This window comes from Cellvibrio sp. (genome assembly GCF_053579595.1).
Genome location: NZ_JBRFPI010000003.1, coordinates 1 through 21,929, shown reverse-complemented (window position 1 = coordinate 21,929; position 21,929 = coordinate 1). Strand labels below are relative to the sequence as shown.

General features: G+C 48.5%; 26 protein-coding genes. 18 read left to right on the top strand and 8 right to left on the bottom strand.

Annotation, left to right across the window (positions count from 1 at the left end):
- Positions 1-33 precede the first annotated feature (33 nt).
- From rpoE to arfB, 5 genes are all read left to right on the top strand, one after another.
- The gene (gene rpoE / locus ACWA6V_RS00450) at positions 34-621 is read left to right on the top strand and encodes an RNA polymerase sigma factor RpoE (protein ID WP_449520659.1); all 588 of its coding nucleotides are present in this window, start codon (positions 34-36) and stop codon (positions 619-621) included.
- Positions 622-841: 220 nt separating this feature from the next.
- Positions 842-1,573, top strand: coding sequence for a sigma-E factor negative regulatory protein (locus ACWA6V_RS00445; protein WP_449520658.1), 732 nt, complete (start codon positions 842-844; stop codon positions 1,571-1,573).
- Between the two features lie 73 nt (positions 1,574-1,646).
- A complete protein-coding gene (locus tag ACWA6V_RS00440; RefSeq protein ID WP_449520657.1) occupies positions 1,647-2,648 on the top strand; it encodes a MucB/RseB C-terminal domain-containing protein in 1,002 nt (333 codons plus the stop codon).
- A 42-nt stretch (positions 2,649-2,690) separates the two neighbouring features.
- Positions 2,691-3,164, top strand: coding sequence for a SoxR reducing system RseC family protein (locus ACWA6V_RS00435; protein WP_449520656.1), 474 nt, complete (start codon positions 2,691-2,693; stop codon positions 3,162-3,164).
- Position 3,165: 1 nt separating this feature from the next.
- The gene (arfB, locus tag ACWA6V_RS00430) at positions 3,166-3,582 is read left to right on the top strand and encodes an alternative ribosome rescue aminoacyl-tRNA hydrolase ArfB (RefSeq protein WP_449520655.1); all 417 of its coding nucleotides are present in this window, start codon (positions 3,166-3,168) and stop codon (positions 3,580-3,582) included.
- Positions 3,583-3,601: 19 nt separating this feature from the next.
- Here the strand turns inward: arfB and ACWA6V_RS00425 are convergent, their stop codons facing one another.
- Entirely contained in the window at positions 3,602-4,663 is a 1,062-nt protein-coding gene (locus ACWA6V_RS00425) for an MJ1255/VC2487 family glycosyltransferase (protein ID WP_449520654.1), read from the bottom strand.
- A 66-nt stretch (positions 4,664-4,729) separates the two neighbouring features.
- Entirely contained in the window at positions 4,730-5,272 is a 543-nt protein-coding gene (locus ACWA6V_RS00420; protein WP_449520653.1) for a phosphatase PAP2 family protein, read from the bottom strand.
- 143 nt (positions 5,273-5,415) lie between these two features.
- On the opposite strand from ACWA6V_RS00420, the gene ACWA6V_RS00415 reads away from it, so the two are divergent.
- From ACWA6V_RS00415 to galK, 3 genes are all read left to right on the top strand, one after another.
- Positions 5,416-5,787, top strand: a complete 372-nt coding sequence (locus ACWA6V_RS00415; RefSeq protein WP_449520652.1) for a diacylglycerol kinase — start codon at positions 5,416-5,418, stop codon at positions 5,785-5,787.
- 190 nt (positions 5,788-5,977) lie between these two features.
- Positions 5,978-7,033, top strand: coding sequence for a UDP-glucose--hexose-1-phosphate uridylyltransferase (locus ACWA6V_RS00410; protein ID WP_449520651.1), 1,056 nt, complete (start codon positions 5,978-5,980; stop codon positions 7,031-7,033).
- A gap of 7 nt (positions 7,034-7,040) precedes the next feature.
- The gene (gene galK, locus ACWA6V_RS00405) at positions 7,041-8,192 is read left to right on the top strand and encodes a galactokinase (protein ID WP_449520650.1); all 1,152 of its coding nucleotides are present in this window, start codon (positions 7,041-7,043) and stop codon (positions 8,190-8,192) included.
- Positions 8,193-8,268: 76 nt separating this feature from the next.
- Here the strand turns inward: galK and ACWA6V_RS00400 are convergent, their stop codons facing one another.
- Positions 8,269-8,472: a hypothetical protein gene (locus ACWA6V_RS00400; RefSeq protein WP_449520649.1), complete on the bottom strand. Its 204-nt coding sequence runs from the start codon at positions 8,470-8,472 to the stop codon at positions 8,269-8,271.
- 195 nt (positions 8,473-8,667) lie between these two features.
- Here ACWA6V_RS00400 and ACWA6V_RS00395 point away from each other — a divergent pair, with 195 nt between their 5' ends.
- The 3 genes from ACWA6V_RS00395 (at position 8,668) to ACWA6V_RS00385 (ending at position 10,523) form a co-directional block, all read left to right on the top strand.
- The gene (locus ACWA6V_RS00395; protein WP_449520648.1) at positions 8,668-8,991 is read left to right on the top strand and encodes a BolA family protein; all 324 of its coding nucleotides are present in this window, start codon (positions 8,668-8,670) and stop codon (positions 8,989-8,991) included.
- Positions 8,992-9,096: 105 nt separating this feature from the next.
- Positions 9,097-10,119 carry an oxygen-dependent tRNA uridine(34) hydroxylase TrhO gene (gene trhO, locus ACWA6V_RS00390; RefSeq protein ID WP_449520647.1) on the top strand — a complete coding sequence of 341 codons (1,023 nt, stop codon included), beginning with the start codon at positions 9,097-9,099 and terminating at the stop codon, positions 10,117-10,119.
- A 65-nt stretch (positions 10,120-10,184) separates the two neighbouring features.
- On the top strand, positions 10,185-10,523 hold the full coding sequence (locus ACWA6V_RS00385; RefSeq protein WP_310069564.1) for a hypothetical protein: 339 nt from the start codon (positions 10,185-10,187) through the stop codon (positions 10,521-10,523).
- A gap of 99 nt (positions 10,524-10,622) precedes the next feature.
- Here the strand turns inward: ACWA6V_RS00385 and ACWA6V_RS00380 are convergent, their stop codons facing one another.
- The 4 genes from ACWA6V_RS00380 to fnr all read right to left on the bottom strand — a co-directional run bounded on the left by ACWA6V_RS00380 (position 10,623) and on the right by fnr (position 13,200).
- Positions 10,623-11,141, bottom strand: a complete 519-nt coding sequence (locus ACWA6V_RS00380; protein WP_449520646.1) for a hypothetical protein — start codon at positions 11,139-11,141, stop codon at positions 10,623-10,625.
- 245 nt (positions 11,142-11,386) lie between these two features.
- The gene (locus ACWA6V_RS00375; RefSeq protein ID WP_449520645.1) at positions 11,387-11,764 is read right to left on the bottom strand and encodes a SirB2 family protein; all 378 of its coding nucleotides are present in this window, start codon (positions 11,762-11,764) and stop codon (positions 11,387-11,389) included.
- Between the two features lie 63 nt (positions 11,765-11,827).
- Positions 11,828-12,421 carry a DUF4202 domain-containing protein gene (locus tag ACWA6V_RS00370; RefSeq protein WP_449520644.1) on the bottom strand — a complete coding sequence of 198 codons (594 nt, stop codon included), beginning with the start codon at positions 12,419-12,421 and terminating at the stop codon, positions 11,828-11,830.
- 20 nt (positions 12,422-12,441) lie between these two features.
- Positions 12,442-13,200 carry a fumarate/nitrate reduction transcriptional regulator Fnr gene (fnr, locus tag ACWA6V_RS00365; protein ID WP_449520643.1) on the bottom strand — a complete coding sequence of 253 codons (759 nt, stop codon included), beginning with the start codon at positions 13,198-13,200 and terminating at the stop codon, positions 12,442-12,444.
- A gap of 375 nt (positions 13,201-13,575) precedes the next feature.
- Between fnr and ACWA6V_RS00360 the strand changes: the two genes are divergently transcribed.
- Positions 13,576-14,220 carry a tetratricopeptide repeat protein gene (locus tag ACWA6V_RS00360; protein ID WP_449520642.1) on the top strand — a complete coding sequence of 215 codons (645 nt, stop codon included), beginning with the start codon at positions 13,576-13,578 and terminating at the stop codon, positions 14,218-14,220.
- A gap of 70 nt (positions 14,221-14,290) precedes the next feature.
- Here ACWA6V_RS00360 and ACWA6V_RS00355 read toward each other — a convergent pair whose 3' ends face one another.
- Entirely contained in the window at positions 14,291-17,776 is a 3,486-nt protein-coding gene (locus tag ACWA6V_RS00355) for an acyl-[ACP]--phospholipid O-acyltransferase (protein ID WP_449520641.1), read from the bottom strand.
- A gap of 533 nt (positions 17,777-18,309) precedes the next feature.
- Between ACWA6V_RS00355 and ACWA6V_RS00350 the strand changes: the two genes are divergently transcribed.
- The 6 genes from ACWA6V_RS00350 to ACWA6V_RS00325 all read left to right on the top strand — a co-directional run bounded on the left by ACWA6V_RS00350 (position 18,310) and on the right by ACWA6V_RS00325 (position 21,680).
- Positions 18,310-18,516, top strand: coding sequence for a cold-shock protein (locus ACWA6V_RS00350; RefSeq protein WP_039913407.1), 207 nt, complete (start codon positions 18,310-18,312; stop codon positions 18,514-18,516).
- 185 nt (positions 18,517-18,701) lie between these two features.
- Entirely contained in the window at positions 18,702-19,274 is a 573-nt protein-coding gene (locus ACWA6V_RS00345; RefSeq protein WP_449520640.1) for an RNA polymerase sigma factor, read from the top strand.
- A 5-nt stretch (positions 19,275-19,279) separates the two neighbouring features.
- Entirely contained in the window at positions 19,280-19,639 is a 360-nt protein-coding gene (locus ACWA6V_RS00340; RefSeq protein WP_449520639.1) for a DUF3619 family protein, read from the top strand.
- Positions 19,629-19,925, top strand: coding sequence for a hypothetical protein (locus tag ACWA6V_RS00335; RefSeq protein WP_449520638.1), 297 nt, complete (start codon positions 19,629-19,631; stop codon positions 19,923-19,925). The genes ACWA6V_RS00340 and ACWA6V_RS00335 overlap by 11 nt, the downstream gene beginning before the upstream one ends.
- Positions 19,922-20,461, top strand: a complete 540-nt coding sequence (locus tag ACWA6V_RS00330) for a DUF3106 domain-containing protein (protein ID WP_449520637.1) — start codon at positions 19,922-19,924, stop codon at positions 20,459-20,461. The genes ACWA6V_RS00335 and ACWA6V_RS00330 overlap by 4 nt, the downstream gene beginning before the upstream one ends.
- A gap of 28 nt (positions 20,462-20,489) precedes the next feature.
- The gene (locus ACWA6V_RS00325) at positions 20,490-21,680 is read left to right on the top strand and encodes a hypothetical protein (protein ID WP_449520636.1); all 1,191 of its coding nucleotides are present in this window, start codon (positions 20,490-20,492) and stop codon (positions 21,678-21,680) included.
- Positions 21,681-21,929: the final 249 nt, after the last annotated feature.

Here is a 21,929-nt window from a genome sequence, read left to right as displayed (position 1 = left end):
AACCATTAGGTTGAGGCGCTTGGGGGTTAAAGAATGACAGCGCAACTAGCGCCTGATGTTGATCAGCAACTGGTCGAGCGAGTTCAAAAAGGCGATAAACGCGCGTTTGATTTGCTAGTGATTAAGTACCAACACAAAGTGTTGGCAGTGATTAGCCGTTTTATTCGCGATCACGCCGAAGCTCAGGATGTGGCTCAAGAAGCCTTTATTAAAGCGTATCGCGCGCTGCCCAATTTCCGTGGAGACAGTGCGTTCTATACCTGGATTTACCGTATTGCCATTAATACTGCCAAAAACCACATAGTAGCTCGTAACCGTCGTCCACCGACCAGCGATGTGGAGATCGAAGATGCTGAGTTCTTCGATGGCAATGACGGCATGCATGAATTGAATACGCCTGAACACAATATATTGTGTGAAGAATTGCAGGATACGATAGCGCAAGCGTTTCAGGATTTGCCCGATGATCTGCGTACCGCGGTAACTTTGCGCGAGATTGATGGCCTGAGCTATGAAGAGATCGCCGAGGTGATGGAATGCCCGGTTGGCACTGTGCGTTCGCGTATTTTTCGTGCCCGTGAAGCGATTGATAAACGTATCAAGCCGTTGATAGAGGATTAGTGTATCTGGGGGCGACCAGATTGGTTGCGGAGAAATTGCAACCCTCTTGAAAAACTTGCACAATTTTTTGTAATTTCATGAACCAATTGGCTAACGTCTAGTCATAGAAAGCAGCTGGGCCAGAGTAGTTAAGCATTCAGGCTTCTGGCCCCACAAACGCATCTTATTAATAATAGTTTTTGTACTCTAGCGAGCACTTTTAAACGAGGCACCAGCGAGAATGACAGAGCAAATCCAACCACCAGTGCTTGCCGAATCCCTGTCAGCACTTATGGATAACCAGGCGTCTGAGTTGGAAATCCAACGTCTGCTCAAAGCACTTGATGCAGATCCCGAACTCAAATCCACTTGGTCCCGCTATCAAATCGCCAGCGCTGGCCTCAAAAAGGACCTGCCGGTGATGGCATCCAGTAATTTTGCTGCGCGTATTAGTGCTGCAATTGATGCTGAAGAGACCTACTCACTTCAATTGCCAGCTGCTGCGCAAACAGTTGTCAATCAAACTCCGGTTGGCAATGTGGTCGCTATGCCACTGCGCTGGTGGCAGCAAGCTGGTCGCGTTGCTGTAGCCGCATCGGTTGCAGGTGCCTTGATTGTCGGGGTGCAACAGTATCAAGCAGTTGCGCCGCAATCGGCGGAATTTGCCGCTAACACCCCTGTTAGCGCTCCTGCTGCAGTGAATAATGAAACCAAGGCGGCGAACTTACCTTCCGGTATCAATGCTCCCGCGCTGTCGGCGCGTACAGTCGCAGTACAAAGTGGTTATGAATCGCGCCCGCAAGAGAATCGCCGGGTTATGTTTGTGCCGCGTCAGCAAGCGGCGCCCATCTACAACGAAGATGTCAGCATTTACGTGAACCAGCTGATTCAGGAGCATACTGACAATGCCTCGATCAACAGTGGCCAGGGTATGTTGCCTTATACCCGCGTTATTCTGACTGAGGAGGAATAGCTTCTCCAATCCGTTGCATTAACAGGTGGAGCAGTTATGCTGCTCCCTTGATCCACTCTCCCACGAGTTCAGAATGTTAACTCTCTTTTCTATACGCAACCTTTTACTCATCTCCCCCTTGTTGTTATCTCCTAATCTGTACGCCCAGGATTCAAACTCATCTGCTCCTGAGGTTTCGTCGCAGGTTTCTGCTGGTGTTAACCAATCACCTGAAGTAGCCAGATTGTTACAAAAAATGGCGAGTGTCCCCCATACCCTGAACTACCAGGGGTCATTCACTTACCAGCACAAAGACAACCCATCACTACAAAGTTTCCGGATTATGCATTGGGTAGAGAATGGGGTAGAGCATGAGCGCTTGCAGCACTTGAATGGTACCGAGCGCGAGTTTGTGCGCTCGGGTAAGGCGATAGGTTGTGAATCCTTGGGCGATCAATTATTACAGGGCAAGATAAGCCAGCTCGGCGCTAATCTTGCGCGTATGGATGAGTTATATCGCTTTGAAATTCGCGGCCCAGAGCGTGTCGCCGGGCGCGAGGCCACGGCACTTCTTGCACTGCCGCTGGATGCTTACCGCCACAGTTCGTTGTTGACGATTGATAACGAGACCGGCTTGGTCCTTAAATCCTGGTTGGTCGATGAATCGGCGCGGCCGCTTGAGCGCTATCAATTTATTGATCTCGATCTCAGTCCGGATTTGGAGAGTATCCAACAACAGCCGGCGGCTAAATTACAGCGATCGGCGACCTCCAAACTCAGCGAGTGTAATCCGTCCGAGTTAAAACAATCCGAGCATTGGCGCTTGGCGTGGGTGCCACCCGGGTTTGCGTTTGTCGGCCAGCGTCAGGTGCGTAACCAGATTGATATGTTGATGTATACCGATGGCTTGACGACATTTTCTGTTTTTATCGAAGCATCGACCGGTGCGATACCTGAGGGAGTTGCGTCGCGAGGTGCAACCCTGGCGGTAATGGATTCCCTGAGCTATCAGGGCAAGAGTTACCGGATAACCGTCGTGGGCGAAATACCTGTCGTCACCGCTCAAAAAATTGCGCAGAATATAGGGGGGATTTAATCCTCCCTTTTTCATTCCAGGTAGGTCACACAGGTAAGGCGCATGATTCTCGAAACCGGCCGCATAATGGCCATAGAAACCGACGGTGTCTGGGTGGAGACCATCCGGAAATCCGCCTGCGGTTCCTGTAAGGCCGAAAAAGGGTGCGGGCAAAGCCTTATCAATAAATGGGATGGACACACCGCGTATATTTGGGTGCTACTGGAGGGGCGTAATCCGGCCGATTATCAATTGGGTGATGAAATCCAGATAGGTATTCCCGAGGAAGTTATCGCAAAAGGTGCGCTGCTGGTTTATATGGTGCCGCTAATAACGCTGTTGCTTGCCACCGTATTTGCCCATCTCCAATTTGCCCATGAGGGCATTACTACACTCAGTGGTTTCGTTGGTTTATTGTTGGGTGGCTTGATTGTGCGCTGGCATTCCTGGCGTAACCGCTTAAATAGCGATCTGCAACCCGTATTGGTTGATGGACGAAAACCCCTGCATTTTTACCAAGCCGCAGAGCAGCATTAGTATGTTGCGGGTGAACGCCTCGGTTGTTATTCCCCTGAGTGAAATTGAATGCAGCGCTATGCGTGCTCAGGGTGCGGGCGGGCAAAATGTCAACAAGGTGTCGAGTGCGATACATTTGCGTTTTGATATCCCTAATTCATCGTTGAGTGAGTTTTGCAAAGCGCGTTTGTTGGCGCTGGGCGATAAACGCATAACCAACGAAGGTGTGTTGGTTATTAAAGCCCAGCGTTTCCGTACGCAAGAACAAAACCGTGAAGATGCTCTGGCGCGTCTGCAGGAAATCATTCTTGACGCAATAAAAATTGAAAAAGTGCGCCGTGCTACCAAGCCGACTTTCTCATCCAAGCAGCGCCGCATGGATGTTAAAACTCAGCGCGGCTCCATTAAATCTGCCCGGCAAAAAGTGTCGTTTGATTAATCTCTACCGCATAATTGTTTTATTTCGCTAACAATCCGTTTAGTTGTGTCTCTCCCGCGATAGTTTCCCGCCATAATTGCTGCTGCAAATCACTGATATCGTCACTGCCACCGTTCATTAACCAATTGACTAGTGCTTTGGCAACATCCGGGTAATGGCGCGGTTGGGTGGGTGGTTTAAGTGGCAGCCAACGGCTCAAGGTGGCGATATCAAAATGCTCCGCCGCATTGCCGTAGCCGAGTTGCTCCAGTGCGATGGCATTGGATTTTTGTTCAACTTGTCCGGCAACTGGCTGCACTAATAATTTTTTCCCCAGATGAATCGCTTCGCTCGGCAACTCAAAGCCTGCACTGCAAATCACGCCTTCGCAGCGATGCAGGTCTATCTGAAAACCTTCCCGTGAAAACGGGCGGACATGGATGTGACCTTCATCGTAGGCGGCAGGAACGGATTGATAGATAAAAAAATCATAATCCGGAAATTCGCGCAGCTGAGGCACTATATCGTCCAAGCCCGCAAATGGAAGATAAACTAAATAATGTTTGGGGGTGGAAACGTTGGGGTAGTGCGATGGCTCTACTAGCGGCGGAAGAATCGGCTGATTGAAATCATGCCAGTGCAAACCAATAGGTTGCGTCACTGGTGCAAAATTATGCATAAACCAATCGACAAATACATTGTTGCCGACCTTGGGGATATCGTAAAAAAAGGCATTCTGGTGTGAGATACCGATAACTTTTTTCCCTGCGCGTTTGGCCGCCCAGGCCGACACAGGTTCAAAATCATTGATGATAAAGTCGTAACCCTCGACATCCACTTTTTTGGTGTCTTGATACAGCTGGGCAATATTGGAAGTGAAGAGTGTTTTTACGAACTGGACTTTGCCGTTTTGGGTAGCGAAGGTAAGCCCTCGGTAGGATTGGAAATCACCAAAGGCTTCCATATCAAAAAATTTATCGCGCTCCCGACCGGAGAAAACCCAATCAACCTGTGCACCAACATCGGCAAAGGCTTTGGCCATAATGCGCGCACGCGTAGTGTGGCCATTGCCCGTGCCTTGAACCCCATACAATATTTTCATGCGCTCTCACTTGGTAATCAATGCCAATCAGGATTGGCGGTTCATAAGTCGCTGCGCTGTTAATAATTAGTGTAGTGAAACAATTAACGAATGCAGGTAAATTCCCCAAAATGCACAGGCGCTACCGAGCAGTGCACCTGCTACCAGATCAGTCGGGTAGTGCACGCCGAGCAGCACGCGGCTCATGCCAATCGCACAGGCCCAGATAAAACAGGGAATGGCAAAAAGTGGATAAAAATTAAAAATCAGGCAGGCAAATAAAAATGCAGCAGCAGTATGTCCCGAGGGAAAACTGAATTGATCCGAGGGAGTGATCCACGCCTGATAAGTGGTAATTTTTGCTGCAGGGCGATCGCGCTTGATCAGGTTTTTCAAGAGCAGATATAAGCTGACATCAAATACGTAGGCGATAATTCCCGCCCAGAAAAAATGCGCACCGGCGACGGGTTCAAGTGCGAGCAAACCCAGTGCGACAATTAAATAAAGAGGGCCGTCTCCTGTCTGGGAAACAAATCTGACAGAGCGACGATACTGGAAGCCTTTGGTTACATGTACCCACAAAAATGCGAGAGTATCCAAGTGGTGGACGCGCTGTAAAAAAGTATTCATGATTCACCGCCTTTTTAACTAGTTGCAGATGAAATCGCGCGAACAGGATAAATTACGTCCGCGTCCATCTATTAGTAACATTGCTGTGTGACTATTGTGTGAATGTGTAATTAACCTGAGATGACAATGAGCGGAGACAGTGAATGAGCAAACCAGGTAAAACCGGTGTTCCACGTATAATTGATGCGTTTGGTTATTCAATGAAGGGGTTTGCCGCGGTATGGAAATATGAGGCGGCATTCCGGCAAGAGGTGGGACTGGCGATCATTCTGATTCCGGCGGCCTTCTGGCTTTCACAAACTCCAGTCGAACTTATTTTGTTGATTGCGAGTGTCTTCTGGGTATTGATGGCGGAGTTGGCCAACTCATCCGTTGAAGCGGTGGTGGACCGCACCGGCTCCGAGCGCCATGAGCTTTCCGGGCGCGCGAAAGATATAGGTTCGGCGTTGGTGTTAGTCAGTTTGGTATTGTTGGCGATTGTGTGGGGAATCATCGCCTTCAACCGGTTTAGCTGATTGCTACAATAACGATCATTTTTAGAGCCCCGGCCCTAAAGGCCGGGGCTTTTTGTTTTTGCATTGCTGAAAAGTTTTCTTTTAATGAATCTGCGATGGGTTGATTGCAGTGCCCTCCGGTTTAGGGTAAATTACACAAATCGGTTAATTATCATATTTATATGTCATTGAAACTAGCATAAGAAAAACTATGAACGAAGAATTTTCAGTTAATGAACATCCGCATCGCCGCTACAACCCTCTTTTGGGAGAATGGCTGCTAATTTCCCCGCATCGCACCAAGCGCCCCTGGCAGGGGCAGCAAGAGCAAAATCAATGGCCAAACAGCACGGCGTATGATCCTTCTTGCTATCTGTGTGCCGGTAATCATCGCGCTGGGGGGGAAGTGAATCCGCCCTACAAAACGACGTTTGTCTTCACCAATGACTTTGCGGCGTTGATGCCGCAAGTTCCAGCAGCACCGGTTTCCAGTGATTCGCTGTTCCAAATCCAAGCCGAACACGGCACCAGCAGGGTGATTTGCTTTTCTGCCGATCACAGTAAAACCCTGCCGTTGTTGAGCGATGAAGAGATCAGTGCAGTCATCAGCACCTGGATGAGCGAGGCGGCTGATCTGGGTAAAGACTACGCCAGCGTGCAGATTTTTGAGAACAAAGGCGCGGTGATGGGCTGCTCCAATCCCCATCCCCATGGCCAGATTTGGGCGCAATCGCAACTGCCAACACTAGTCAATAAAGAGGATGAGCAGCAGCGCCGTTATCACAATCAACATTCGATTCGTTTATTGCTGGACTATGCGCAGAAAGAGTCTCCGGCTGGTGAGCGGGTGGTGGTTGAGAATGAACATTGGTTGGTGGTGGTACCCTTTTGGGCTGCCTGGCCTTATGAAACCCTGTTGCTGCCCAAGCAAAAAGTGGCGCGCATTACAGAGCTAAGTCCTGCACAACAGCTGAGTCTTGGCGCGATACTGCGCGATATCACCGCCCGTTACGACAACCTGTTTGAGTGCTCATTCCCCTATTCAATGGGTTGGCATGGTGCACCTTTTGCGACGGGTGATATGGCTGACGACACCGCACACTGGCAGTTGCACGCCCATTTTTATCCCCCGTTATTGCGCAGTGCGAGCGTGCGCAAATTTATGGTGGGCTACGAGATGTTGGCTGAGCCCCAGCGTGATTTATCCCCCGAGCAAGCGGCTGAACGTTTGCGTCAACAAAGCCCTGTTCATTTTCGATTGAGGTAAGACGAGCGTGAAGACTCTCTCTAATGCTCGTGTGAGCGAATTATTTGAAAGTTATTTCGGTACCGCGCCGATTGCTACGGTCAAAGCGCCCGGCCGTGTCAACCTGATTGGCGAGCACACCGATTACAACGGCGGTTTTGTGTTGCCCGCAGCAATCAACTATCACACCTATATTGCCTTTGCACCGCGCGATGACCGCCAGCTGCGTTTGGTGGCTTACAACTTTGACAATGAATCTGTCGTTGTTGATCTGGATGCAGTCCAGATGCATGAGACTAATGCGTCCTGGAGCAACTACGTGCGCGGTGTGGTGCAGGAGATGCGCAAGCAAGGGTTTACCCTGTCGGGTGGCGATTTGTATATCGCTGGCGACCTTCATTCCGGTGCGGGTTTAAGCAGCTCGGCATCACTTGAAATGGCGTTGATCCGCGCGCTCACCTCGCTCAGTCATGAGCAAGTTGAGCCGACGCAGGCTGCGTTGATGGGGCAGGCGGCAGAGAACAATTTTGTTGGCTGCAACTGTGGGATTATGGATCAGCTGATTTCGGCGCGCGGCCAGGAGCATTCGGCATTGCTTATCGATTGCCAGGATTTATCAACCCGTGCGGTGCCCGTTCCGGCAGATTGGGAGATCCTGATTGTCCACAGCGGCGTCAAGCGCGGTTTGGTCGATAGCGAATACAACCAGCGTCGCCAACAGTGTGAGCAGGCCGCCGCGTTTTTTGGACAAACATTCCTGCGCGGTGTTGAGTTGGCGCAGCTGCTGGCGGCCGAAGCGGAGCTTGATGAGTTGAGCTTCCGTCGCGCGCGCCATGTGCTTACTGAAAACCAGCGCACACTGGATGCCGCCGAGGCGCTTTCAGAAGGTAATCTGGCTAGTTTAGTTAAGGTAATGGCTGAATCACATGCATCTATGCGCGACGACTTTAATATCACTGTGCCCGCGATAGATGCGCTAGTGAATATCCTGGCAGTTGCGGGAGAGGGTAAAGCCGGTGCGCGTATGACGGGCGGAGGATTTGGTGGTTGTGTTATTGCGGTGGCCCCGGCAGCGGTTATTCCTCGCTTGGCGGCTGCCGTTGAGGCGCATTATCAGGATCAAACCGGCTGTATTCCTACCTTAATCCGCGCCAAAGCCAGTGCGGGTGCCTTTGCTTAGTAGGTTCACATTTTTGTGTGTCGTCTTGCCCCGCTTAGTGCGGGGTTTTTTGTTTGTGCGAGTTTTGTTCTAGCTTTCAATGCCGCGTTTTGCCGGCGGTATCTGCATCACTTAAAAAGGCGAGATAGTCATCCGCGATACTGCGTTCATCAGTCCGGCGCTCGGTAGATTTGCGGCGCTTGCGGTGATAAAGATCCAGGGGCATGTTTTTGCAGGGGTCGCGATCCAGCCTGCGGTCATTGCCCTTGCGACGGTCAAAAAAAATCTTGTGGTCACTCATAGCGAATACTTCTGTTCTCGTCTGTTTATCGTTATTTACCCGGAATTAAATGTGCGCTGGTTGCTCCAAGTCAACACAGTGTAGATCTTTGTCGTTAAAATGCGGCAAGTTTTTTTGCATAAACACATCCGTTTGGATAGCCATCGTCTATCCCTGTGTGATGTTGTTATTGCTTTGCGAAAAAGGGTGAATCCTATGAATCCTGTTGAAAGTCGTCTCTACACCAAGCTGGGTGCCGGGTTCCAGCCTGTGCATCTGGAAGTTATCAACGAAAGTTACATGCATTCAGTGCCACCCGGGTCGGAAACTCATTTTAAAGTGGTATTGGCGTCCGCGCAGTTTGCGGGCAAGCGGCAAGTACAGCGCCATCAGGCAATTTATGCTTGCCTTGCCGAAGAGTTGCAATCCGGGGTCCATGCCTTGGCGCTACACACGTTTAGCCCGGAGGAGTGGCAGGCTAGTAGCCAGATACCAGCATCTCCCCAATGTCTGGGGGGCAGCAAACACGACCAACAATAATTGCTGGTTGTGCAAAAACTAAACGCCTATAATGCGCGCCCTGCGCAATCCTGCTTGCCCTTGAATACTTCGATCTGATTACTGCTAACCCGTTAAGTGATGTTTATGAGCCAAATTGTCGTTGCCGCCCTGTATAAGTTCGTTAAATTGCCTGATTACGAAACCCTGGTGCCCCGCTTGAAAGACCTTTGTGACCAGTTGGGAATCAAGGGAACCTTGCTGTTGGCAGAGGAGGGTATTAATGGGACTGTATCCGGCTCGCGAGCAGGCATAGATAGTTTGATCGCATTTTTACGTGCCGACGGCCGTTTTGATAACCTGAGTTATAAAGAATCCTTTTACGATGAGCAGCCTTTTTATCGCATGAAGGTCAAGCTCAAAAAAGAAATCGTCACCATGGGCGTCAACGGCATAGATCCGCAACAAATTGTGGGTACCTATGTTAAACCCCGCGATTGGAACGCGCTGATTAGCGATCCTGAAGTGCTGGTGATCGATACTCGCAATTCTTACGAGTATGAGATAGGGACTTTTGAGCGCGCTATTCATCCAAAAACCGAAACCTTCCGGGAGTTTCCAGCTTACGTTGCTGAAAACCTTGGTCGTGCCAAACACAAAAAAGTGACGATATTTTGCAGTGGTGGCATTCGTTGTGAAAAATCCACTGCCTATTTAAAAGAGCAGGGCTTTGATGAGGTGTACCACCTTGAGGGCGGGATTCTTAAATATCTGGAAGAGGTGCCGGAAGAGGAAAGCTTGTGGCGCGGAGAGTGTTTTGTTTTTGATAACCGCGTGGCCGTTAATCATAAACTTGAGAAAGGTGTTTACGACCAATGCCATGGCTGCCGTTATCCCATCACTGAGGAAGACAAAAACTCTGCTCATTATATGTTAGGTGTCTGCTGCCCGCGCTGCTTTGATAAGTTGACGCCAGAGCAAACCACACGTTTTGCCGAACGCCAAAAACAAATCGAATTGGCCAAGCAACGCAATCAGGCCCACATAGGGGTATTGCCCCCGGAGCGTCAGTTGCGCCGCGCGCAAAAGCTGGAGCATCGCGAGGAACAGCGTCGGCTGTCGTTAAATGCAGTGGGCGAAACAAAGCGCCCATCATCAAATAGTATTTAGCTATTTTGTCACACAATTACTTTATGCTTTAATGCCGATTCCGTTAATAAATACTTGTGGTATCTATGAATTTTGACGATTGGACAGCCGACATGGCTACAGGCACGGCAACCCATGCCAGCGGATTCACTATTCGTATTGAAGGTAATCCAAAAGATCCTTCCGAGGTGTATCCCGGTAAGTTTCCGGAAGGGATGAGCTTTGTGGATCAGGCGCGCCTGCTGCGTTCCGGGTTGGAGTTTCTGGCGAAGGCAGGTGGCAGTGCCCCCAAATCCTGGCAATCCAGTCCGGTGCAGGATGCAAAAACAGAAGCTATCAAGGCGCGCGAAGAGTTGGCCAAACGTTTTGCCGATCGGCCCGATAAGCCTCAGCGTTCAGTGCTGTCGTTAAAGAAGAATTCTTGAGCCTGAAACAGTATCCACATAAGTTGAATTCCATAAAAAAACCGGCGTATCAAAACGCCGGTTTTTTTTATGATAGTGAATCGGCGGTTGGTCGTTAACTCAAAGTAACCCGCGTCTTTGCAGTTCCAGATAATGTGCATCAACCAGCTTGAATAAATCATCAAATTTTTGCGCTGCCGGTGCCGTCACCAGTTCCAGGTTTTCCATTTCGACTTTGGGGCGCTTCATAATTTTTTCCAGCTCGGCAGCGGTGCCGGTCATCGCAGAGATGATTTTATCGGTGCTGTCTTTATCGCGGAAAATCCGGCCCTGCTCAGTCAACTGCAAATAATTGTCACATTCTTGCAGCCAGTCTTTGCGCTGCATTATAAAGAGACGAATATTCTTGGCGCCGCCTCGATGAGCTGTGGGGAGTTGTTTTTCGCGATAGGCTTGCAGGCTTTTGCGCCCCTGTAACAAAAAATCAAGACCAGTCGATTTGCAGTATTTAGCATTCAGATAACTGGCAAATTTTACATTGTTGGCAGCTTCTGCCTTGGTGCGTTTGCAGGCTTCATCGCAACTGAAACCGAATTGCGATAGCGACAGCAGGGCGATGGTTAGTAGGATTTTTTTCATAGCAGGCTCACCGATTATTAAAGTTATATGAAAGCTGAACAACTGGACTGTGATATAAATCACTTTTTAAAAAACGTCAAGTATTGTAAATAAAATTAAGCCTGAATATAGCTATTAGCTTTAAGACTAGGAGTTCACTGCGAAATTGCAAACATTGAGGAATCAATTTTCTGAGGACGGGTCGAAGCAGGCAAACAAAAGGCAGCGCTCGGCTGCCTTGGGTAACAACGAGTCAGGCTGCGTAGTTAGCTAAAAAACCCCAGAGGGTTTCTGCTGATTGCAACGCTGACAATATAAGCGAACACGATTAATGCGCTCACCCAGAGTAGTTTGCGCGTATTAGGATTAGGTACTTTGAATGCGGCAACACCCAGACCGATATAAGCGACCAAACCAATAATTTTAGCCATCAACCAAGGCTGGCTTCCGGGCGACATGCTCAGGTGCACCGCCAGCACTATCCCGCTTACTAATAAAATGGTGCTGATGATATGTGGCAATATTTTTACCCATTTTTTGCTGAGCATGCTGGAGTTCATAAACAGCCAGATGCCGCGCACAAAAAAAGCCAGTAGAGATAGAACAACAAATGTTAAATGAATGTGTTTAAGGGCTAGGTACACGATGCGTTCCTTTTGTGAAGGTGAATTGTTGTTGTGGGTGTTCGTTTGCTATTGATTTGTACCTCAGCTAGTGCTCAATGCCTTGCCAACCAAGCCCAAGATAGATTCCGACAAGGGCAGCTTTAAGGCAGCCGCGTGGCCTTTTTCTGACATCTTGTTCCAGGTTTTGCGAATAATATCGATGAGTTTTTCTTCATCGTGCTTGCTTGCAAAATCTTCCAGATAAAATTCAATAAACACCAGACAGATGACATCCTCTAGTGCCTGTACTTCATCGTCGCGTTTCAAGCTGCGTTTCAGCAGTAGATCTTTCACCCGCGCAATCATGCTCTCGTCATAACCATGTTCTGCCATGATGTCACCGGCAATTTCGCCGTGCAGTTGCGCCAGATCCAGCCGCCATTTTTTATAGCCGCTTCTATCCATAGGGTAATCGCTACGCGGGCTTTTCCAACGGCATATGTGCTGGCTGCGTGTTGCTAATTGCAATGCTTCTGACGGGGCTGCACAGAATTTATGTAATTGCGCGCTCATGCGCTGGGCGTAAATCCATTCTTTGGCAACGGCTTTGCCATCCACTATTTCAGTATTTGGGTCTTGTAAATTTGCCGCGTCAAATGCAGCGAGGGTTTTTTCCAGTCGGTTTTGGTCGGTCATCGATGGTTGCTCGTTATGTTCTAGTTTTCGGTGTCGCCATTGGCGATATTGCGTAACTGTTCCATGTTTTTAATGAGAATTTCTTTTTTATCCACAGCGATGACATCCTGTTTTTGCAAACGGGTGAAAATGCGGCTGACAGTTTCTATTGTCAACCCTAAATAGTTGCCGATATCAGTGCGCGACATGGGTAAACGAAAGGCATTAGCCGATAATTGGCGGCGGCTATTGCGGCTGGAGATACTTAGTAACAGTGCGGCAATCCGCTCTTCTGCACTGCTTTTGCTGAGCAACGTAATAACTTGCTGATCCTGGGTAATCTCGCGGCTCATAAGTTGGAAGAAATGGCGCTGCAGGTTGGGGATTTGCAGGCTTAATTCTTCCATACGATTAAACGGGATTTCGCATACTGATGCTGTTTCCAGAGCAACAACGGAGTTGGTATAACGGTTGTCGGCAATGCCATCCATACCCACAACTTCGCCCGGTAAATAGAACCCGGTGACTTGTTCTTCGCCATTGTCGCTGAGAGTCATGGCTTTTACCGCACCTGAGCGAATGGCATACACAGAGTCAAAGGGATCGTTGGTACGATACAAATAATCGCCTTTTTGCAGCGGTTTGCCGCGTTGGATGATGTTGTTGAGTCGATCAATATCCTCAATATGTAAACTGATAGGCAGGCAGATAGTATTCAATCGGCAGTTACCGCAGCTCACTTTTTTATCGTGAGGGCAACTGGAATCCTGTGTTTTTACAATGGTTTGGTTGACGGTCATGGTGCGGGAACCTCAAGGGAACGGTTACCCCTGATAGGATTTGTGCAGGGATGGCTTGATAACGCGATTGTTGCAGCTTTGGTTGGGGCGGTAAATAGTTGATTTTAGCTAAGGGAGATCATCAATGCCTCCAAGTGAAATTAACAAGAACCACTTTCGTGCGTTTAGCTAACATTCTATAGTGCGACCCTGCTATGCAGGATGTAATAGGATCTGGATGAAATCAGCGCTATGGTGCGTCTGGGCTAAACATTGACTGTTTTATATGAGGGATATTCAAAAATGCCATTAGTGATGTTATCGCTACTTATTCAGGTTGCCTTGGTAATTCATATTTTAAAAACTGATCGACCAAAAACATGGATTTGGTTGGTGATGATTTTGCCTGTTGCCGGATCCGCAGCGTACATAGTATTAGAACTATTACCAGATTTTGCCGGAACTCGCTCTGGGCGCAAAACGGTACGCAAAGTTCAGGAGCTCGTAAATCCTGATCGCGATCTCAAAGATGCCGCCTATGAATACGAACGGGCAAAAACCACCGAAAACGCCAGGCGTTTGGCGGAGGAGCTTCTGGTAAAGGAGCAATTTACTGAAGCGAGCCTGTTGTATCAGGAGTGTCGAAAAGGCATTCACGAGTTTGATCCATTATTTATGTATGGGTTGGCGCGAGCAGAATATGGCCTGCAGAATTTTAATAAGGTGAAGCAATTACTGGATGAATTGATTGAAAAAAATCCGGAATATAAGAACCCGGACGCACATCTATTGTATGCACTGGTTCTTGATGCTCAGGGTGATTTTCAGGCGGCAAATCATGAATATGAAGTGCTGCATAATTATTATCCGGGTGCTGAGGCCAGTTATCACTACGCAAAACTATTGCAAAAACTGGGTGATACACAAAAAGCGCTGGCGATATATGAAAAAATATTGGCTACGGCTAAAGCATCCGGTAGACAATACAAAGAAGTCCACGGCAAAAGGATTAAACTCGCAAATCTTGAGCTGCGACGATGAATTTAGCATTGAACTGTATCGACAAATAAAAAGGGCCTTCCATGAAGGCCCTTTTTATTTTAATTGAGAATTATTCTGTCGTCGTAATTTCAGCAGTGCTTACCTCACTCCACTCCTTCGCCATCTTCTTCGCCAAACTGAAATCCGTTTTGCCTGAGCCTAATAATGGCATTGCTTCTACTTGCATCCAGTCGCCGGGAATTGCGAGCGCATTTAAGCCTTGTTTTAATACTTCGGTACGAATTTCATCCTTTGCCACTTCGGCGTTGGTGATGGCGATCAAGCGTTCACCTTTTTTGGCATCGTCAATCGCCACCACAATTACGTCGATAACATCGTTGTTGATGGCTTTTTTCAATGCACTTTCAACGAGAGTGAGGCTGACCATCTCGCCACCGATTTTAGCGAAGCGCGAGTAGCGATCCTGAATAAACAGGAAGCCGTCTTCGTCGATCACACCTTTATCGCCCGTTACGTACCAGCGCATATCTTGTATTTCTTTAATAGCACTGGCCGTTTTTTCCGGATTGTTTAAATAGCCAACCATCACTTGCGCACCACCAATTAAAATCATGCCTGCTTCACCGGTGGGCAATTCCTTAAACGTAACCGGATCAACAATCATGCAGCTGGAGCCGGGTAAGGGCATGCCCACGGAACCAGGTCGGTTGCCTGCTTGCACTTGCCAGTAATGAGTATCGATTTTATCGGGCAAATTAACGCTGGCCACCGGTGTGGTTTCGGTCGCGCCGTAGCCTTCATAAATCGGCAAGTTGAATTTTAGATTAAATGCTGTGCGCACTTCTTCTTGCAGTTTTTCTGCACCGGCAACCACCAAGCGCAAACTCTCTAGCATGAGTGGATGAATTTTGTGGTTGCGACAATATAAACGCAGGAAAGTAGAGGTGCCGAATAAAACGGTTACGCGATTTTGTGCGATGGCTTTGGCGCTGCCCAATGCATCAGTCGGGTCAGCGTGACACACCATAGGTACAGCTTCGAGCAGTGGCATAAACTGCGTTACCGTTAAACCAAACGCATGGAACAGCGGCAGGTTTGCCATTACTACATCTTTTTCTTCTACGTTTAATACATCGGTAATTTGTTTTACGTTAGCGATGATATTTTTGTGGCTGATCTGCACACCTTTGGGAATACCTTCGCTTCCGCTGGAAAATAAAATCACGGCAATATCATTTGCTTTTTGTTTCCGCGCCCAGAGTGCTTTTAACACAGATGCAGGTAATATTTTGATCAATAATAAACGGGCAATTTTTTCGGCGGTAGAAATACTGCCTGCAAAATCTTCCATGGCAATCACATTAACACCTTGCAATAAACTGGTAGCAGGAATGCCTTTGTCTTCCAGTTTTTTTACAAAGCGTGCGGAAGTAAATACCGTTTTGATATTTGCTTGCTCCAGTGCTGATGCAAAAGCACTTTGACTTGCTGTGTAATTTAAATTGATCAAGGTTTTGCCGGTCAGAATAACGGCAAGGTTGGTGAGTACACCTGCGGCACTGGTCGGCAAAAGTACACCGATATTCTGGTCGGGTAATTTGGCGATACGGCTGGCGATGGCACTGGCGCCAGCGAGTGCGCGGTGTGCGCTCAGCTCTGTACCCATGGTGTCGATAATTGCCATTTGGTTACCCATTTTTTTAGCAGCGTCAATCCAGCAGCGGCCAATGGTATCCAAACTGTCTACATATTCTTGCCATGAGCTAATCGATAAATCCAACACGCGGCGTTTTAACACATCTGCTTTGGTTTCTTTCGGCAGCGGTTTTCCAAAGGCGACAATCAAATCGCGTTTTAACAACGGGCGGTTTTTATTTTTTAAGTGGGCAGATGAACGCGAAAATTGGCTGCCCCATAAACCGCGTAAATAAAAGGGCACGATAACGACATCGTCATTGGCTTTTTCACAGGCACGTTCGTAACCGCGACGGAACTCACCTAAATGACCGGTGCGGCTAATCGCACCTTCAGGGAATAAACACACCACATCGCCGTTGTTTAAACTTGCTGCAACCGTATCCAATGCATTGCGGCTCTGTGCACCGGATTCAATCGGGATGCAACCAAACAAATCGAAAAACCACTTCAAATACCAGCGTTGGTAAATCGCACGCAACATAACAAAACGAACCGGGCGCGGGCTGGCGAGTTGTAATACCGCCCAGTCGATCCAACTCACATGGTTGCCAAGCAACAATACACCGCCTTTTGCAGGGATATTTTTCATCCCTTGTACTAACACGCGGTAGCGCTGCGAAACAATGCGCGAAAAAACAAAACGCACCAGACTTTGCGGCAATTCATAGATGGTGTAACAGCAACCGATCAACGTGATAACGGCAATAATTTCCAGCAAGGTTTTACTGCTGAATCCTACAAATGAAAATCCGACGGTTACGCCGAGAAAAACCAGCATCACTACGTTCTGTACCCAGTTGTTGGCAGCGAGGGTACGACCCAGCTCGTGCTCACCGGCGTGAAATTGGATCAGGGCATTCAATGGCACGGTAAACACGCCACCGCTAAAACCAATAAATAAAAAAGCAAGCACAAATGCGGTGTAAGAATGCAAGTGCGGCAAACATAATAAACCCAGAGCAAAACCCAATGCGCCTAAAGGCAGCAAGCCTGTCTCAATATAATTGCGCGAGAAGCGCCCGGCGATAATCGAACCCAGGGCGATACCAATACCGCTGCACGCGAGAATGCCTTGCACGATCATGGCATTATCCATGTGCAATTCTTCTTTGATGAAAGCGGGGAAGGCGGCAAGCATCACTTGACCTACGCCCCAGAAAATTGCGAGGCCAACAACCGATAAACGGATCACCCGTTGGCGCATTACTGGCGCCATATCTTCCGCAAATAATTTTCCTGTCAAGTAAGCTTTGGTTGAAAAATGGATGGTGGTTTGCGGTATGGGTTGTTCGGGCAGGCGATAAATCATCACCACTTCGATGATTGCACTTAACACCAGCAACCAGCCGAGTGGAGCAATTGCTTGAATCACTTCTTTTTCTGTACCGGCGCCTTTTGGATAGTACATTTCAAAGAAAATCGAAAACACGGCGATACCGGAAAGGATCGCAATCATTGAAAGCGCACCAACGGCACCGTTCGCTTGCGCGAGGCTTTCTTTACCAAATAGGTCTTTGATGTAACCAAATTTGGCGGGTGAATAAATCGCGGCTTGAGCGGCGAGTAATAGCGTCATCGCAAATGCGGCCCAAAACCAGCCGAGGTAATAGAAGGTCGTAATCAACAGGGTCAATGCCAGGGCAAACCAGGCCATGGCGCGCATCACGCGGGTTTTACGCATCACATCTGATAAAAAACCGGCAGGGCTCAGCAGGAGGATAAACGGCAGCAGCATCATGGCGTTAACCACGGCAGTGAGCAAAATTTGCTCATTGCCGTTGTAGAGTTTAAAGACGGTATTTTGCACAACGATCTTGTGGCCAAGATCGACAAACGCATTGAGAAAAACGGCGATAAAAAAGGGGATAGCCCCTGTGACTTTATGAACCTGTTGCATGGATTGCTTCCTTTACCTGTTATTGGTGGCGCTACTTTGCCCGAGCGCATTCTAAACGCAATTAGATTAGTAATGGTGTAGGCAGGCTCTACCCAAAGGTGCATTTTGCGCGACTTGGTGCAAGCGTGAAGCAGGGGGGATGGTGATAAAAATGGGCCGGCTAACCAGCCCGAAGGAGATTAACCGGTAACCCGGTTAAGTGAAAGGCGGTAAATTCTCGGAGGTTTTGTGTGAGGATAGCTTAGCCGATCGCACCCGGCTTGCGGGAGTGACAAATTGCCGCACGCTCTGTACCTTATAACCAAAAATCACATTCAGGCCAACGCAACAAAGACTTTACACAGAACAGCCCGGAGAATATATTTGGCCTGCTGGTCTGTTCGCAGCATTATTTATGGTAAGTCACCTCGTTGTTCTAGCAGTACATCTATTAGCACCTCGGTTTGTTCTACATAAGTAACATCTGAATCCGCCAGCACAGCTCCACCTTGGGGTATTCATTTTATTATTTACAAAGAGCATCGAGGTTTATTATGGCTAGAAGTACTGGTACCGTTAAATGGTTCAACGAATCTAAAGGTTTTGGTTTCATTGCGAGTGAAGCAGGTCAAGACGTATTCGTTCACTACAGCGCTATCACCGGTTCAGGTTTCAAAACCCTGGCTGAAGGCCAAAAAGTAGAGTTCGACGTTAAGCCAGGCCAAAAGGGCCCACAGGCTGAAAACGTAATTGGTCTCTAATCTGGTTGTAGTCAAACCAGTAGTGATGGAAAAACCGCCCAGGCAACTGCGGCGGTTTTTTATTGCCCGCCGTTTTTGAGCGATCCATGCCAAAAAATAATGAATAATCCTGTCAACCGATTTTCCACTTCGCCGTTATACCCAGTGAACACACGTTTATCACTATCGACCTATTGAGTCATTAGATGCCGGCCAAGATTCTTCCGCTTATGAGTTCATCGCCAGCCGAGAGCGCACTGGATGCATTTTTAGCGAGCGTAGAGGCGCGTGCCTATCGCAGTGCTTTGTTAACGACAAAAAAATCGGCTGATGCGCTGGATATAGTGCAAGAGGCGATGTTGCATCTGGTGCAATCCTATCGCACGCGCGACGGCGCTGAATGGCCGCTTTTATTCCAGCGCATTTTGCAGCACAAAATATTGGATTGGCATCGCGCGCAAACCAAACAGCGTCGTTGGTTTTGGCAGGTGCCCGCAAATGTTGTAGAAGACGAGAGCGAGAGTGTTATCGATACAATTGTTGATGACAAGAATGAAAATCCTGCAGAGATTGTTGCGCGCGCACAAGATATTAATCGCGTGCTTGATGCGTTGGCGATGATGCCTTTGCGCCAGCGGCAAGTATTTTTATTGCGCGCCTGGGAAGGATTTAATGTGGCGTCTACGGCTAGTGTGATGGCCTGTAGCGAGGGAAGTGTAAAAACCCATTATTTTCGTGCGCTGCAATTTATGCGTACACAATTATTACTCGGTGAGTGATTACTATGAAACCGGAAGATCAAATCCCCAATGCGGATGAGCAGTTGGCAATAAAAATTGCAGACGCTTTGGATGTGAGTTTGCAATCGCTTGATGCCGAAACGCGCGCTTCGCTTTTGCAGGCGAGGCAGCAAGCGTTGGCGAGTAAAAAATCGATATCAACACCGCTGACTGCTCTGGCTGGTATAGCGGCTGCGGCAAGTATTGCTGCTGTGGTGTTGTTGCCGGGATATTGGAATGATCAATCTGCTTTGGAGTTCGGCGACGAGTTCAGCTATTTAAGTATTGATCCCCTATTGTTGGAGGATATGGAAATGCTGCAGGCGCTGGGCGAAACTGCTGAGGACACGGGCAGTGAAACATAACTATTTATATCTTCGGTGGATCATTGGTTTGCTGCTGATTTTGCCATTTGACGCACATGCAACCGAAGAGAATACACCGCCTTCGGCGGAGTTGTTGCAGTATTTGGTGGAATTTAGCGATGCGCAAGGTGAGATGATGGAACCAGAAATGCTGATGACCGTTAGCGAGATTACCGAAGCCGAAATGGAAAAAATATCTGCCAACGCAACATCGGTTGACGGTGTGAGTGCAAATAAATTACGTGACGAAAAAGCAGCAGTTCAAGCTGATGAGGTGCAACCATGAGTAACACGAAAAGTGGTTTTTTGATAAAAAAATCAGTAGTGATTCTGTTGTTAGGTTGGCTTGCCACTATGCCATCGATTGGTGTTGCCAAGGATAAACTCTGGTCAGATTTAACCAGTGAACAGCAGGCGCTATTGTTAAATGTGAAAGACCAATGGCCTGAGCTCAGCCCCGAGCTGCGTGAAAAATTAGTCACGCAGGCAGAAAAATTTAAATACATGACGCCGGCGGAACAGGCCGTATTAAGAGAGCGGTTTAATCGGTGGCAGAATCTGTCACCTGAGCGAAAAGCGCAATTGCGCGCGCGTTATCGCGAATATCAAGCGCTGCCTGCGGCAGAAAAAGCCAAACTGAAACAGCGTGTTGAGTGGTTTAATAATCTGCCGGAAGCGCAGCGCACCGCCATGCGCGAACGCTGGCAATCACTATCGCCTGAACAACGTGAAAAATTGCGCGACCGTTTCCGTAATATGACACCAGAGCAACGCGCCAAAGCCCGTGAACGTTTTATGCGTCGCCAGCAAAATGAAGAGTAAATAGCAGACTGTAAGGTGAGGAGTTTTTATGCGTGTTGCTAATTTTATTGCGGTGCTAATCAGTTCGGCACTAATTGCGTGTGGAGGTGGATCTGGTGGCGGTGCGCCCGGAGCAAGCAGCGCGTCACTTATTTCTAATCCATCCTCAGTTAGTCATTTATCCTCAGCCAATAATTTTTCATCGCTCGCCACTAGTTCAGTTCCAATAATGACTCTGGAGCAGCGCGTCACCGCCGTGAATACAACAGTTGCTGATAATTCTATCTGTAAGAGTATCGATATATTTTATTGGCAAATCGGCGATAAAACTGGTGCCCTTGCAGCGGGGTGGGGTGGACGCAACGCACCGCAAAATCCTCAAGCAGAGACGGCGGAAGGCATTGGCCCCAATGTTCCCATGGGGGTTGCTTCTGCATCTAAATGGGTATTTGGTGCATATGCAATGCAGCGCGACGGTTATGCGGTATTGAGTGGGGGTAGTATCGATATTGGTGGGCGCAGCATCGCGCGCAGACAGTTTTTAAATTTCACCAGTGGCTATGATCAGGAAGAAACACCGCTGTGCCTGAAACATACAGTCGCTGATTGTTTTACTGGCTCCATCGCCAACTACAATCCCGCGAGTGCCAATAAGTTTTCCTATAACGGCGGCCATATGCAGGCCTATGCCGTCAACCTCGGTTTAGGTGAATATCGCGATGACGACGGCTTGCTCAACGGCATTTTTCTTGCCGATGAAATTCGTCGCATTACCAATCGTTTTTCCACGCTCACCTATGATTTCCCTTCGTTGGCGGGCGGGGCAAATATGTCGCCCACCACCTATGCAGAATTTTTGCGCGCGATGCTCAATCAGGATCTTGAGTTAGGTCGATATCTGGGGGCTGATCCTGTCTGTGCCTGGGTTGATCCGGCAGCTACCAATAAAACCTGCGATGCCATAGCAACGCCTATCAGCGGTAGCAGCGGCGACATCAATTACAGCGCTGAGCATTGGCATTACTCCTACGGCCACTGGGTGGAGGATGATCCTGTCTTAGGTGATGGCGCCTTCAGCAGCCCCGGTGCCTTCGGTTTTTATCCCTGGATCAGTGCCGATAAATCCCTTTACGGCATAGTGGCCCGTAAAGAGACAGTAATCGGACGTCCGGCGTTGGAATCGGTCGGCTGTGGTCGGTTGATACGCAAGGCATGGGGCAGCGGAATCGCACAGATGTGAGCTGGTTTTCGCGGCCAAATAAGGTGTTTTCTCACTTGCCACCTGAAACTGGAAGAAATAGTTCAGTTATCCCCCTGGATGCAGATTTCCCCCTGGCTTGTCTAGCTGTCGCTCGCCACTCTCTTTGAAATATAATTGTCACATAGGGCGCCCCCTCGGGGGCGCTTCTATTTTGTGTATCCCATGCGAGTTATCCAGGCAGATGTAAGGCTGTAAGCCGTTGCTGGAAATTTCGCTCTGTGCAATGAC

Coding starts and splice junctions, on each gene's coding strand:
- rpoE (WP_449520659.1), top strand. CDS start 34: ATGACAGCGCAACTAGCGCCTGATGTTGATCAGCAACTGGTCGAGCGA.
- ACWA6V_RS00445 (WP_449520658.1), top strand. CDS start 842: ATGACAGAGCAAATCCAACCACCAGTGCTTGCCGAATCCCTGTCAGCA.
- ACWA6V_RS00440 (WP_449520657.1), top strand. CDS start 1,647: ATGTTAACTCTCTTTTCTATACGCAACCTTTTACTCATCTCCCCCTTG.
- ACWA6V_RS00435 (WP_449520656.1), top strand. CDS start 2,691: ATGATTCTCGAAACCGGCCGCATAATGGCCATAGAAACCGACGGTGTC.
- arfB (WP_449520655.1), top strand. CDS start 3,166: ATGTTGCGGGTGAACGCCTCGGTTGTTATTCCCCTGAGTGAAATTGAA.
- ACWA6V_RS00425 (WP_449520654.1), bottom strand. CDS start 4,663: ATGAAAATATTGTATGGGGTTCAAGGCACGGGCAATGGCCACACTACG.
- ACWA6V_RS00420 (WP_449520653.1), bottom strand. CDS start 5,272: ATGAATACTTTTTTACAGCGCGTCCACCACTTGGATACTCTCGCATTT.
- ACWA6V_RS00415 (WP_449520652.1), top strand. CDS start 5,416: ATGAGCAAACCAGGTAAAACCGGTGTTCCACGTATAATTGATGCGTTT.
- ACWA6V_RS00410 (WP_449520651.1), top strand. CDS start 5,978: ATGAACGAAGAATTTTCAGTTAATGAACATCCGCATCGCCGCTACAAC.
- ACWA6V_RS00400 (WP_449520649.1), bottom strand. CDS start 8,472: ATGAGTGACCACAAGATTTTTTTTGACCGTCGCAAGGGCAATGACCGC.
- ACWA6V_RS00395 (WP_449520648.1), top strand. CDS start 8,668: ATGAATCCTGTTGAAAGTCGTCTCTACACCAAGCTGGGTGCCGGGTTC.
- trhO (WP_449520647.1), top strand. CDS start 9,097: ATGAGCCAAATTGTCGTTGCCGCCCTGTATAAGTTCGTTAAATTGCCT.
- ACWA6V_RS00385 (WP_310069564.1), top strand. CDS start 10,185: ATGAATTTTGACGATTGGACAGCCGACATGGCTACAGGCACGGCAACC.
- ACWA6V_RS00380 (WP_449520646.1), bottom strand. CDS start 11,141: ATGAAAAAAATCCTACTAACCATCGCCCTGCTGTCGCTATCGCAATTC.
- ACWA6V_RS00370 (WP_449520644.1), bottom strand. CDS start 12,421: ATGACCGACCAAAACCGACTGGAAAAAACCCTCGCTGCATTTGACGCG.
- fnr (WP_449520643.1), bottom strand. CDS start 13,200: ATGACCGTCAACCAAACCATTGTAAAAACACAGGATTCCAGTTGCCCT.
- ACWA6V_RS00360 (WP_449520642.1), top strand. CDS start 13,576: ATGATTTTGCCTGTTGCCGGATCCGCAGCGTACATAGTATTAGAACTA.
- ACWA6V_RS00355 (WP_449520641.1), bottom strand. CDS start 17,776: ATGCAACAGGTTCATAAAGTCACAGGGGCTATCCCCTTTTTTATCGCC.
- ACWA6V_RS00350 (WP_039913407.1), top strand. CDS start 18,310: ATGGCTAGAAGTACTGGTACCGTTAAATGGTTCAACGAATCTAAAGGT.
- ACWA6V_RS00345 (WP_449520640.1), top strand. CDS start 18,702: ATGCCGGCCAAGATTCTTCCGCTTATGAGTTCATCGCCAGCCGAGAGC.
- ACWA6V_RS00340 (WP_449520639.1), top strand. CDS start 19,280: ATGAAACCGGAAGATCAAATCCCCAATGCGGATGAGCAGTTGGCAATA.
- ACWA6V_RS00330 (WP_449520637.1), top strand. CDS start 19,922: ATGAGTAACACGAAAAGTGGTTTTTTGATAAAAAAATCAGTAGTGATT.
- ACWA6V_RS00325 (WP_449520636.1), top strand. CDS start 20,490: ATGCGTGTTGCTAATTTTATTGCGGTGCTAATCAGTTCGGCACTAATT.